Source organism: Stenotrophomonas sp. SI-NJAU-1, assembly GCF_020883215.1.
In the GTDB taxonomy this organism is placed as follows: Bacteria; Pseudomonadota; Gammaproteobacteria; order Xanthomonadales; family Xanthomonadaceae; genus Stenotrophomonas; species Stenotrophomonas indicatrix.
This window is the reverse complement of the sequence record NZ_CP086598.1, coordinates 85,206-96,740: the sequence shown is the minus strand read 5'-3', so window position 1 is coordinate 96,740 and position 11,535 is coordinate 85,206. Positions and strand designations below refer to the sequence as shown.

Sequence of the window (11,535 nt, the reverse complement as noted above, 5' to 3'; positions counted from 1 at the left end):
GTGGCACGGCCGCGCCCCGGTATGACCTGCTGCCACGCTAGCGGCCTCCTTGCCAGCAACAATGAGGAAATTTGTAAAACCCTCCGAAACCGCCAATAGCGACATACACTGCCGCTTCTACCGATCCCGGAGCTTTCGATGCGCATCGGCCTGGCCGCCAACCGTCTCCATCACCACGACGCGCGCGCGGCACTGTTCCGCTGGCTGCGCGCCAGCGAACCCGGGCTGCGCGAACTGGGCGTGACACTGTGTGCGGTCGGCCGCACCCACGACGCGATCCAGCGCAACGGCTTCCTTGCCGGTTACGACGGCCTGCAGCGCTATCCCTACGGTCGCGACGGCGGCTTGATGAAACTGGTGGCCGAAGTGGTGGGCATGGGCGCCGAGCGTACGTTGGACGGTGCGGTCTATCTGATGGATCCGGTGGACCCTTCCTCGGTTTTCCCCGAGGCGACCGCGCTCAAGCGCCAGTGCGTGATCCACGGCAAGCCGTTCATTTCCACCGTGGCCACCGCCCGCGACTGGATCGAGGTGGAACGCATCCATGCGGGCTTGGCCGCCGATGCCGGCACCGACGACCTGCATGCGTTCGAAGGGCAGACGCTGGCGTTGATCGCGCACGATGCGATGAAGCCGGCGATGCTGGCGTTCGCCGATGAACACTTCGACGTACTGGCGCGCTTCGGCGAACGCGTCGCCACCGGCACCACCGGCCAGCGCTTGAACGAGCTGGCCTGGAGCCGTGGCTGGCCAGCGGATGCGGCGTGGGTGACGCGCTACCAGAGCGGCCCGATGGGCGGCGATGCGCAGATTGCCGACCGCGTGCTGGAAGGCCGTTGCCAGCGCGCGATCTTCTTCGAGGATCCGCACGTGGCGCGCCAGCACGAAGCGGACATCCAGCTGCTGGAGCGGGCGGTGACCACGGTGACCGATCAGGCGGTGTGCATCACTGCGCCGCGCGTGGCAGCGCGGTGGGCGGAGGCGGCGGCCCTGCGTGCGGGTCGATGAGGTCTGCGGCCAACGGCTGAGCCCCTCGTGGTGGGCGTTCAGATCAGAAGCCGTGCTTGGCCGGGCGGGGTGGATTGCGCAGGGGTCGCCGTGAATACGTCCTTGTAGGCTCGGGCGCGCCATCCATGGCGCTTACGCCCCTGCGCAACCCACCCCGCCCGGCCACGGATGGTTTCCGTGCTGACCACGGAAGAGAAAAAGAAGAGGAGGAGCAGAAGCGGGTCGCGCGCTGTGCGCGCTTCAGTAGAGCCGATTTTGCTCGACTGCGCCGCCGGCTCTATGGAGTGGAGCCCCTTCTGTTGAAGGGGCGCGCCGAAGGCGGGGTAGAGGAGGAATGCGTGGGCAGGTGCTGTAGCGCAGGCGCTACAGCAGTTGCCGGAGCATCGCTTTCAGGCGTCGCCCTTCCAGCTGGAAATAGTCGCGCTGCTCGCGCCAGTCGGGGAAGCGTTGTTCCACTTCGTGCCAGAACGCTGGCGAGTGGTTGGCCTGGATCAGGTGGCAGAGTTCGTGCACGAGCACGTACTCGAAGGCGGCGGGACGGCCCAGTACCAGTGCCAGATCCAGCGCCATGCTGCCGTCGGGGGCCAGCGAGCCCCATTGCGAGGACATCACCTTCAACCGCAGGCGGCTGGGCGCGCGCGGCAGGCCGGGCAGGTACTTCGGCAACCAGCGGCCGACATCGGCGCGGGTCTGTGCTTCGTAGAATTCGCGCAGCAGGCGGCGCAGGGTCGCATCGCCGCCACGGCTCGGCCATTGCACGCAGGCACCGTGTTCGTCGATTTCCAGACGCGCATAGCGGCCTTCCTGCCAGCGCAGTGGCAGCAGTTCGCCGCGCAGCGGCAGCACACCGTCGACGCCGGGCTGCAACGCGGCGGGCAGGCCATGCCCCTGGTAGTGGCGCAGCTGCAGCCCCAGCCATTCGCGATGCAGTTCCAGGAAGCGCTCGCCCATCACCAGGCTGGCACGCGGCGGCAACGTCAGTCGTGCGCCGCGCTCATCGACGCTGAGCTTGATCCGGCGCGCGCGCGGATCACGCACGCGCAGTATCTCGATCTCGACATCCTCCAGGCGCAGGCGAACGGTATCGCGCTGCACGGTGGCGGGTGGGACCGGCGAGATCAGGCGGCGCAGCAGACGGCTCATGGTCCCAGCATAGCGCCGTGCGAGGCCGCCGGATGACCGGCGGCCGACGGCCTGCCTGTTCAGTCAGCCTTGCTGAGCTTGAAGGCTTCTTCAAGCAGCAGGAACAGGCGACGGATCTCCGCACTCTGCAGGGCGAAGCGGGCGTCGAACTCGGCACGGCGGCCGTCTTCGTCGGCATGTTCCAGCTGGTCCAGCGCGCCGTCCAGGAACTTCAGCTTGCGCACGATCAGGTCGTCGCCCAGCACGAAGGACAGGTTGTCCTCGAACACCAGGGCCAGCTTGGTCACCTGCTTGCCGGCATCCAGGTGCTTGTCGATCTCGTCGCAGCGCAGTTCCTGGTGCTGGCACTTGACCACCGCGCCGCCTTCCACCGGGTCCTTCATCTCGCACTCCTCGCCCAGGCTGAAGCCGGTGGGCAGGGGCTCGCCGGCGATCCAGCCGGTCAGGATCGAACGCGGCGCGACTTCGGCGTTCAGCGGCATCGCCGGGAAGCTGCCGAGCAGGCCGCGGATGTCGGACATGAAGTATTCGCCGGTCTTGCGGCTGGAGGTGTCCACCGCCACATAGCCGTGCAGCTGGTCGATGAAGGCATCGTTGCGCGAGGACTTCACGAAGGCGCGCGGCAGCAGTTCATGCAGCAGGTCGTCCTTCATGCGCTTGCGCTCGCGGCCACCGGGGCGGCGGCCTTCCTTCTCTTCGATCTCCTCCAGCTTGCGCTCGAGCAGGTCGTTGACCACCGCGCCGGGCAGGATCTTGTCCTCGCCACCGACGGTCAGCCACAGGTGTTCGGCAATGCGGTGCGAGAGCACTTCCTTCTCTTCGCGGCCGAATGGCGAGATGAAACCACGCGAGTTCATTTCCAGTGCGCCCACCGGCTTGAGCAGGGCGTGCGGCAGCAGGGTGTCGACTTCGGAAAAATCAGTGGCAGTCGGGAAGCGGAAGAACGTCAGGTTGCGAAAGAACATGGAATTCCGGTGTCTGAAGAAGAAGGGCGCCCGACCTTAAACGGCAGGCGTCTCGGGAACTGCGTCGGCCGGCCAGGCATCGGCATGCGCCGCATCGCCGCGGCGGCCCAGGGCCATGAAATCGAACAGGGCGGCATCGGCCAGCTGCGCAGGTCGCACGTCGGCCATCGCACGTGCGATCTGTTCAATGCGCCCTGGATGGTCCTGGTCCCACTGCTTGAGCATCAGGCTGACCTGCCGACGCTGCAGGTTTTCCTGGCTGCCGCACAGGGTGCAGGGAATGATCGGGAAACAGCGCGCCTGCGCGTACTGCGCGATGTCGTGCTCGCGCACGTACGCCAGCGGGCGGATCACCACGTGCTGGCCATCGTCGCTGAGCAGCTTCGGTGGCATGGCGGCCAGCTTGGCGTGGTGGAACAGGTTCAGGAAGAACGTGGCCACCACATCATCGCAATGGTGGCCCAGTGCGATCTTGCTGAAGCCATGCGCCTTGGCGTGGTTGTACAGCGCGCCACGGCGCAGGCGCGAGCACAGCGAACACATCGTGCGGCCTTCCGGGATGACCCGGCTGACCACCGAATACGTGTCCTGCTCGATGACCTGGTACGGCACGCCCAGCCCGGCCAGGTACTCCGGCAGGACGTGCGCGGGGAAACCCGGCTGTTTCTGGTCCAGGTTCACCGCCACCAGGTCGAACGGCACCGGCGCCTTTTTCTGCAGCTGCAGCAGCAGGTCCAGCAGGGTGTAGCTGTCCTTGCCGCCGGACAGGCAGACCATGACCTTGTCGCCCGCTTCGATCATGCCGAAGTCGGCGATGGCCTGGCCGACCTGGCGGCGCAGGCGCTTGCCCAGCTTGTCCGCCCCGAGCCCGTCCACGCGCGGATCGCGCGGAACGCGCTGCGGGGGATCGGGCAGGGAGATCACGGCGGACATGGCGCCATTCTACCGGCTTGTGGCAGCCCGGACCCGGGGTCGGGATTCCCCTCTCCCGGCAGTCATCGTCGCTGTGTATGCTCGGAGACCGTGGACACCTACAACCCCGCCGAAATCGTCGAACACCTCGTCGCCCTGCGCGCCGAGCACCGGGCGCTGGATGAACAGATCGCGCGCATGGCCGCCAACGGCGAAGATGAGCTGGAGTTCAAGCGCCTGAAGCGGCGCAAGCTGCAGCTGAAGGACTGCATCACCAAGCTGGAAAGCCTGCAGATTCCGGACGAACCGGCGTAACCGGGGGCCCGCCCACGCATGGCGTGGATCTACTGGACCATGCCGCCCCGGATGCCGATGGCACGACCCGGCAACCTATGGATCCACGCCATGCCGGGAAGTCCCGGTAGATCCACGCCATGCGTGGATGGGGCGACCCGGAAACACATGGATCCACGCCATGCCGGGACATCCAGCAGAACCACGCCATGCGTGGATGCGGCCCTGCATCAACGCGGCAGCGCCAGCTCCGCACTCCAGGCCGCCTCACCGTCCACGGTCAGGTCGCAGCGGCGCACGTTTCCGGCACCGGAACAGCGCAACTCCAACGGGTGTCCGTACCAGTCGCCGGCTAGTCCCTGGCGAGCGGCGGATTCATCACCGCTGATGCGCACCTCGCCGGCCAGCCACAGGCGGTAGTGCGCCGGTTGCCCGGTCCTTGCCAGCAGACACAAGCGCACCGGCGCATCGGCAAGGCGCCCGGGCAGGTTGTCGTCCACGCAGGCTTCGGCCGCCTGCACCGAAGTAGTTGCAAGGCCTCCGGCCGCGATCAACGCGGCCAGGCCCGTCAGGCGCCGCAGGTTCAATCCTGCGGTGCCGGTTCGTCCGGGCGCGCCGCTTCCGGGCTGACCCGTTCGATGGTGTGGCGCAGTTCGCGGCCGAGGATGAACTTGGCATCCTTGGCCCAGGCGTCCAGGCGCTCGTCGAACAGCAGCTTGCTGTTCTCGTCCGGCCACACCAGGCGCAGCTCGCGCAGCTTCTGGATGAAGCCGCGGAACAGCGACTTGTCGAAGAACTCCGGCGCAGCCGGTGCATAGAGCAGGCTCAGGCGCTGCGCGGCCTGCTGGCACAGGCTTTCCAGCTCGGCGGCGCCGAGCGTGCCCGGGCCGTTCTTCACCAGCACCGAAATGGCGATGTAGTAGCGCTCGAATGCCTGCTGCAGCGAGTGGCCGATCGCACGCAGGCGGAACACTTCGTCGGTCTGCCCGGTGTTGCGGGCAAGGATGCCGCCGTCGTCTTCGTTGACGTTCTGCAGCAGGCCCTCACGCACGAACACGTCGATGGTCTGGTCGATGCGCTGGGCGAACTCGTCCTCGGTCCACGGCAGGAACAGTTCGGCCTGCAGGAACGGGTACACCGTGCGGCCCAGCTGCACCAGGCCGGTGCGGCTCATGCGGCGGTTGTTCTGGAAGCAGCAGGCCACCCACGACGATGCGGTGAACAGGTGCACCACGTTGTTGCGGAAGTAGCTCAGCAGCACCGCGGTATCGCCGCTGACGCTGAGCACGTCGCCCAGCGGGTGCTTGATGCGGGTGAGGACGTTGATCTCTTCGGCGTGGGCGATGATCCGCTCCGGCGAGTGCGGGGTCACCGTCACCCGGCCCGAATACGGCATCTCCACCAGCAGGGTCTTGCACAGCTCGATCTGCGCGATCAGGTCGGCCTCGCCCATCGCATGCTTGGGCGTGGACAGCAGCGCCAGCGCCAGCAGGTTGATCGGATTGACGTCGGCCGCGCCGTTGATGCGCACCTGGATGCGCTCGGCCAGGGTGTCGACGGTGGTCGACAGCCACGAGGGCTTCTCGTCCTCGGACACCGCCTCGCCCCCCCACTCCGGAGCTTTCTCGGCCAGCACATCGTTCAGCGCGATGGGTTCGCCGAAGTTCACCACCACCTGGCCGTAGTTCTGCTTGAGCACCTTGGGAATGCCCCACAGCAGCTGCCAGATCGATTCCTTCTCCTTGGGCCGCCCGGACAGTTCATCCAGGTAGCTGCCGCCCTCCATCAGCTTCTCGTAGCCGATGTAGATGGGCTGGAACAGCACCGGCTTGCGCGGCTGGCGCAGGAACGCGCGCAGGGTCATCGAGATCATGCCGCCCTTGGGCTGCAGCAACCGGCCGGTACGCGAGCGCCCGCCCTCGACGAAGTACTCGATGGAATAGCCGCCGGCGACCAGCTGCGCCACGTACTCGCTCAGCACCGCCGAATACAGCGCGTTGCCGCGGATCGAGCGGCGGATGAAGAACGCACCGCCCTTGCGCAGCAGGGTGCCGACCACCGGCAGGTTCAGGTTGATGCCGGCCACGATGTGCGGCGGCACGATACCGCGGTCGTACAGCAGGTAGGACAGCAGCAGGTAGTCCATGTGGCTGCGGTGGCTGGGCACGTAGACCACTTCGTGGCCCGGCGCTGCGGCCTTGAACTTGTCCAGGTGGTGCACCAGCACGCCGGCGTAGATGCGGTTCCACACATGGCTGAGCATGAAGCTGGCCGAGCGCACCACCGGGCTGGAATAGTCCGCGGCGATTTCCCAGGCGTAGGCGTGCGCCTTCTTCCAGGCATCGCTGGTTTTACTGTTGTCGCGCTTGGCCTGCGAGGCGATCGCCTCGCGCACCGTCTCGGCGGCCAGCACCTGGTCCACCAGCAGGCGCCGGGTCGACAGGTCAGGACCGATCACCGACTCGCGGATGCGGCGGAAGTGGGTACGCAGCACGCGCTGCAGCTTGCGCACCGTACGCTCGGGCTCCAGGCCCTCGTCGACGGTGCTGCGCAGCGAGATCGGCGGTGCGAAGCGGACGATGGTGTTGCGGCCGTTCAGCAGCAGGCCGAGCAGACGGCGGAAGCGGCCGACCAGCGCCCAGTTTTCCGAGAACAGCACGGCGAACCAGCCGCTCTGCTTGTCCGGGGCGCGGCCGACGAAGATCGACACCGGCACCAGGTGCACATCCAGGTCGTCGCGCACGCGATGGGCCTGCAGGACCTTGGCCAGCGAATCGGAATGGGTCTTGGCGCCGCGCTGCTCGGGAATCAGCGAGTTGCTCGAGCTGCGCCGCGACAGGGCCAGGTAGGCGCGCTTGCGGCCGGTGGGGTCACCGGCCAGCGGTACCAGCGGCGACGGCAGGCCAGCCTGGCGGCAGGCCTTGTCCAGGATCAGCGCGTTGGACAGGCCGTAGTCTTCCAGCACGTACATGACCGGGCGGCCATCATTGTACTGGCCCGGGTCTTCCGGCTCGATCTTCAGCGACAGCCAGGGCTCCACCAGGCGCCCGAGCAGGCGCGCCCACAGTGGGCGGCGGCCGGCAGGACGCGCGTGCACAGGCGTCGCCGCCGGCGGCGTGCCGGCGTCGGTCGAGGGGGACGCCGGCGCCGTGTCGGCGGGCGTCGGCTGGGATTCTTCGCCGGGGAACGGCAGCGGGTTCTGTTTCGACATCGGCGTCATTATGGCTTAGCCGATGGCGTTGCCGCTTCCCCATCGGTTGTCGGGGCGGGCACAGGGTCCGGAGCGGCAGCAGCGCGCGCCGCATCGGCCTGCCGCAACAGGGCATCGGTATCGGCCAGGGTGCGGGTCAGGTACCAGTGCCCCTCGCGCCGGCTCAGCGGCACCTGCACGGTCATCGCGCGGCCGGCGAGCTCGTACTGCAGGCGCACCAGGGCGTTGTCGCCCTCGACCGACAGCAGCTCACCGCGCACGCTGCGCAGCGCCTCGTCCACGCCCAGGCCATAACTGGCCAGCACCGCCTTCAGCGTGTGGACGAACGGCGCCAGCTGCTGCAGGCTGCCTTCCATGCCTGCGGCCTGCAGACCGGCATCGTCCTGGAAACCCACCTGGGCGGCGGCGCCGACGAGGGCGGCGATGCTGCTGCGGGCTCTGGCGCGGTCGCTGATCGGGGCATCCTGCGCCCAGGCGGCCAGGGTCTGCACCAGCTGGATGTAGTGCGCCTGCTGGCCGGGCGTATAGCCCTTCTGGTGCCGCAGGTACTGCACACCGAAGTTGCCCATCGACTGCGCGGCCTGGCGCACGGCGCGGGCCTGGCCAGCCAGCTGGCGATCGAAACTGCGCTGCAGCTGCACGCTGGCGCCGGGCTCACGCAGCGCCGCCAGCATCGGCAGCAGCTGGTCGCCCAGCGGCAGTCCGGTCAGCGGCCACTGGCTGTGGCCGTCGGCCCAGGCCTGCTGCAGGCGCTGGTACTGGCTGGGGGGCACCGACAGCTTTGCATAGCCGACCAGGTCGTCCTCGGCCAGCCGTTGCGCCATCGCCTGTACTGCAGCGACAGGTTCGGCCGGCGCGGCGGCCGGATCACTGCCGGATTCACGGCACGCGGCGATGGCCAGCAGCAGCACGGCCGCCAGCCCCCATCCCCGCGCAGACCTTCCTCGCATTACCACGCTCATGCAATCGGACTCCCCGGACCGGTCCGCATCTTGCGGCCTGCGACGTGACAGCGGCAAGCCGGGGCGTCACGGTTTCTGCCATGGCGCGCACTGCGCGGTGCATCCACGCCCCGCGCCGATGGGCCCTTGCCGCACCCGGCGGACAAAAAAAGAGCCCGGACCACAGGGATCGCAGGCTCTTCAAACCGGCGCAGGGCCGGTGGACAGTGTTGTGGCGCATGTCCGGCCCGAAGACCGGATGGCGGCGATCCTACGCTGCCCGCAAAGTTAACGCAACACATGATGAAATGTCATTCAACCCATTGATTTTATTGGCTCAATCGCGTTGCCAGACTGCTTCAATGAAATCTACGGCATGTTTTTCGGCGATTCGGGCATAAACGCCGGGGTAGCCGGCCAACGCGCAGCCTTCGCCCCAGCTGACAACACCGAACTGGGTCCAGCCCTCGCGCAGGCGCAGCAGCAGCGGACCACCGGAGTCACCCTGACAGCTGTCGATCCCTTCGCGGCCGGCGCAGATCACCTTGCCGCGTGCGAGCTCGCCTCCGTACGCCTGCTGGCACTCGGCGAAGGGGACGAACGGGGTCTGCACCGTCTGCAGCTGGGTGGGATAGAGCCGTCCGTCACTGATGTCGGTGTCGCCCCAGCCGATCACCGTGAACTCCCGGCCTGGCTTGAGATAGTTGGCATCGGGCCGCAACCGCAGCGCGACCGGCTGCGCATCGGCCAACGGTGCGCTGAGCTGGATCAGGGCAACATCATGTTCCAGCGTGTTGCCGCTGTTGAACGCCGGATGCATGTGGATGGCCTTGACGTTGGAGGGGCGCGCCGACGGCTCGGTGGACAGCGCGGTAGCGCCCCCCAGCACGGCCAGATCATCCGGGCGATCACCTTCCACGCAGTGCGAGGCGGTCAGCACCCAGGAGGGCGAAATCAGCGTGGCGCCACACCAGTGGCGACCGTGGTCACTGTCGCCGTAGGACAAGCGCTGGATGCTGACCATGAACGGGTAGTCGCCCGGCTTGGCCGCCTCGCCGCCGATGATGCGCGGTGCTTCGCGGGATTGGGGTGCAGCCGTGGCGGGAAAGACGATGGCCGCCGCCAACAGGCCGCCGAACAACAAAGAGGTGCTGCGATACATATCCGTGTATTCCTCTATCGATGGTTGGAACCGGCACGGCCGCGGTCCGTGCTGGTGCATCGATTGATAGAGGGCGCTCCACGCGTACAGCGCGATGCGGCGCACAGTTTTCCCGGCTGGGGTCGGGTGCGTCAGAGCAACAGGCACAAATGCGAACGCCATCCCGCATTCGACGGGATGGCGTTCGTGGTGCCGGCGTGACCGCCGTCGGGGCGGGGCTCAGCGCGCGGCCAGAGCCGTCGCGATTTCCTGCTGGATCGCCCGTGCTGCAGCCTGCGGATCGGACGCATGGCGGATCGGACGACCGACCACGATGGCATCGGCACCATCGGCAAACGCCTGCGCCACACCCACCGTGCGCTTCTGGTCATCGCCGACCGGGCCACCGGGGCGGATGCCCGGGCAGACGATCGAGAAACCGGCGCCGGTCGCGGCGCGGATCGGGCCGGCTTCCTGGCCGGAGGCGATCACGCCGTCGATGCCAGCGGCCTGTGCGGCCAGCGCGCGTTCGACCACGACCTCCACCGGCTCGCGGTCGATGCCCATCTGCGCCAGGTCCGGGCGGCCCATCGAGGTCAGCACGGTCACCGCCAGCAGGCGCATGTCGCCGCCGTTGGCGGCCGCGCAGGCCTCCATCATCGCCGGATGCCAGCCATGGATGGTGGCGTAGCTGACCGGCCACTGCGCCAAGCGCTTGATCACCGCCGCAGCGGTGGCCGGGATGTCGAAGAACTTCAGGTCGACGAACACGCGCTTGTCGCGGCGTGCCAGTTCGTCCAGCACCTGGAAGTACTCGCCGGACGCGAGCAGTTCCATGCCGATCTTGTAGAACGCCACGCTGTCGCCAAGGCGGTCGACCCACGCCAGCGCCTGCACACGGTCAGGCACGTCCAGCGCGAAGATCAGGCGCTCGTCGTCACGCAGCGGCAGCGGGGCGCGGCTCACGGCGCGTAGTCCAGCGCAGCACGCTTGGCGTCATGACGGGCCTGCCGCGACTGCGCGTAATCGTTGTTGAACTGCGCCGGCTCGAAGCCGCCGTAGGTCGGATTCGGCAGCATCCACCAGCGCTCGCCGAACCAGTCGTGATACTGCTGCAGCAGCGCGTCGCGGCCATCGTTGGTGTTGGCGGTCACTTCGACGAAGTCACCCAGCTGGTCGCCGAACTGCATCAGCACGCGGTACTTCTGCCCGGCCAGGCGGCGGCGGCAGTTCTTCTCGCTGCCGGCCTGCTCGCACCCTTCAACCACGGTGCCCAGGCCGAGGAACACGCTGTCATCGGCCACCGGCAGGCCCTGCTCGCGCAGGTTGGCCAGGGTCGCGTCCTTCAGGTGCACGGCGCGGTTGGAGATGTACAGCAGGGTCACGCCCTTGGCATTGGCAGCCTTGGCGAAATCGACCACGCCGGGAATGGCCTTGGCCTTCTTTTCGGCCACCCACTGGTCCCAGCTGAGTTCGTCGTATTCCTTGCCATCACGCACCAGGCGGGCCTGGTAGGGCGAGTTGTCCAGCACGGTCTCGTCCACGTCCAGCACCACGGCCGGCTTCAGGCCCTTGGCCTCGTTGCCGCGCTCTTCCGGTACCAGCGCGTCCCAGTGGGCTTCCTTCAGCGCAACGTCCAGATGGTCGGCGGCGGCGCGGTAGGTCTGCTCGGTGATCGCCCTGTATTCCTGCGCGCGCTGCATCCACAGCACGGCATTGAGGTTGTCGTTGGCGGTCGCGTCGAGGGCACCGTCGGCCTTGGCGGCGGCGGCCGGGGCTTGCGGGGCGGTGGCTTCGGCAGGCGCTTCCACGCGCTTGCAGGCGGACAGGCCCAGCACCGCAGTGGCGAGCAGGGTCAGGGACAAGGAAACGGGACGACGCATGGATTCACCGGCAATCAGATATACCGGCCCATTTTAC

11 protein-coding genes are annotated in these 11,535 nt (G+C 67.7%); 2 read left to right on the top strand and 9 right to left on the bottom strand.

What is annotated here, in order from left to right; translation table 11 throughout:
• Nucleotides 1–138 precede the first annotated feature (138 nt).
• A complete protein-coding gene (locus tag LMF57_RS00395; RefSeq protein ID WP_229290505.1) occupies nt 139–1,008 on the top strand; it encodes a methylglyoxal synthase in 870 nt (289 codons plus the stop codon).
• 363 nt (nt 1,009–1,371) lie between these two features.
• Here the strand turns inward: LMF57_RS00395 and LMF57_RS00390 are convergent, their stop codons facing one another.
• From LMF57_RS00390 to ttcA, 3 genes are read right to left on the bottom strand one after another with little or no spacing between them, the layout of a single operon-like run.
• Nucleotides 1,372–2,151, bottom strand: coding sequence for a SprT family zinc-dependent metalloprotease (locus LMF57_RS00390; protein WP_229290504.1), 780 nt, complete (start codon nt 2,149–2,151; stop codon nt 1,372–1,374).
• Between the two features lie 59 nt (nt 2,152–2,210).
• Nucleotides 2,211–3,116, bottom strand: coding sequence for a recombination-associated protein RdgC (locus tag LMF57_RS00385; protein WP_025875418.1), 906 nt, complete (start codon nt 3,114–3,116; stop codon nt 2,211–2,213).
• A 36-nt stretch (nt 3,117–3,152) separates the two neighbouring features.
• On the bottom strand, nt 3,153–4,049 hold the full coding sequence (gene ttcA, locus LMF57_RS00380) for a tRNA 2-thiocytidine(32) synthetase TtcA (RefSeq protein WP_208082804.1): 897 nt from the start codon (nt 4,047–4,049) through the stop codon (nt 3,153–3,155).
• A 90-nt stretch (nt 4,050–4,139) separates the two neighbouring features.
• Here ttcA and LMF57_RS00375 point away from each other — a divergent pair, with 90 nt between their 5' ends.
• A complete protein-coding gene (locus tag LMF57_RS00375) occupies nt 4,140–4,343 on the top strand; it encodes a YdcH family protein (RefSeq protein ID WP_117309157.1) in 204 nt (67 codons plus the stop codon).
• Between the two features lie 209 nt (nt 4,344–4,552).
• Here LMF57_RS00375 and LMF57_RS00370 read toward each other — a convergent pair whose 3' ends face one another.
• From LMF57_RS00370 to LMF57_RS00345, 6 genes are all read right to left on the bottom strand, one after another.
• The gene (locus LMF57_RS00370) at nt 4,553–4,909 is read right to left on the bottom strand and encodes a hypothetical protein (protein WP_117309156.1); all 357 of its coding nucleotides are present in this window, start codon (nt 4,907–4,909) and stop codon (nt 4,553–4,555) included.
• Nucleotides 4,906–7,542, bottom strand: coding sequence for a glycerol-3-phosphate 1-O-acyltransferase PlsB (gene plsB, locus LMF57_RS00365; protein ID WP_208082805.1), 2,637 nt, complete (start codon nt 7,540–7,542; stop codon nt 4,906–4,908). The genes LMF57_RS00370 and plsB overlap by 4 nt, the downstream gene beginning before the upstream one ends.
• Nucleotides 7,542–8,495 carry a hypothetical protein gene (locus tag LMF57_RS00360; RefSeq protein WP_229290503.1) on the bottom strand — a complete coding sequence of 318 codons (954 nt, stop codon included), beginning with the start codon at nt 8,493–8,495 and terminating at the stop codon, nt 7,542–7,544. The genes plsB and LMF57_RS00360 overlap by 1 nt, the downstream gene beginning before the upstream one ends.
• A 316-nt stretch (nt 8,496–8,811) precedes the next feature.
• Nucleotides 8,812–9,636 (bottom strand): serine protease, encoded by an 825-nt coding sequence (locus tag LMF57_RS00355; protein ID WP_229290502.1) that lies wholly within the window; start codon nt 9,634–9,636, stop codon nt 8,812–8,814.
• A 219-nt stretch (nt 9,637–9,855) separates the two neighbouring features.
• The gene (pyrF, locus tag LMF57_RS00350) at nt 9,856–10,581 is read right to left on the bottom strand and encodes an orotidine-5'-phosphate decarboxylase (protein ID WP_229290501.1); all 726 of its coding nucleotides are present in this window, start codon (nt 10,579–10,581) and stop codon (nt 9,856–9,858) included.
• Nucleotides 10,578–11,498, bottom strand: coding sequence for a 5'-nucleotidase, lipoprotein e(P4) family (locus LMF57_RS00345; protein ID WP_229290500.1), 921 nt, complete (start codon nt 11,496–11,498; stop codon nt 10,578–10,580). The genes pyrF and LMF57_RS00345 overlap by 4 nt, the downstream gene beginning before the upstream one ends.
• Between the last annotated feature and the right edge of the window lie 37 nt (nt 11,499–11,535).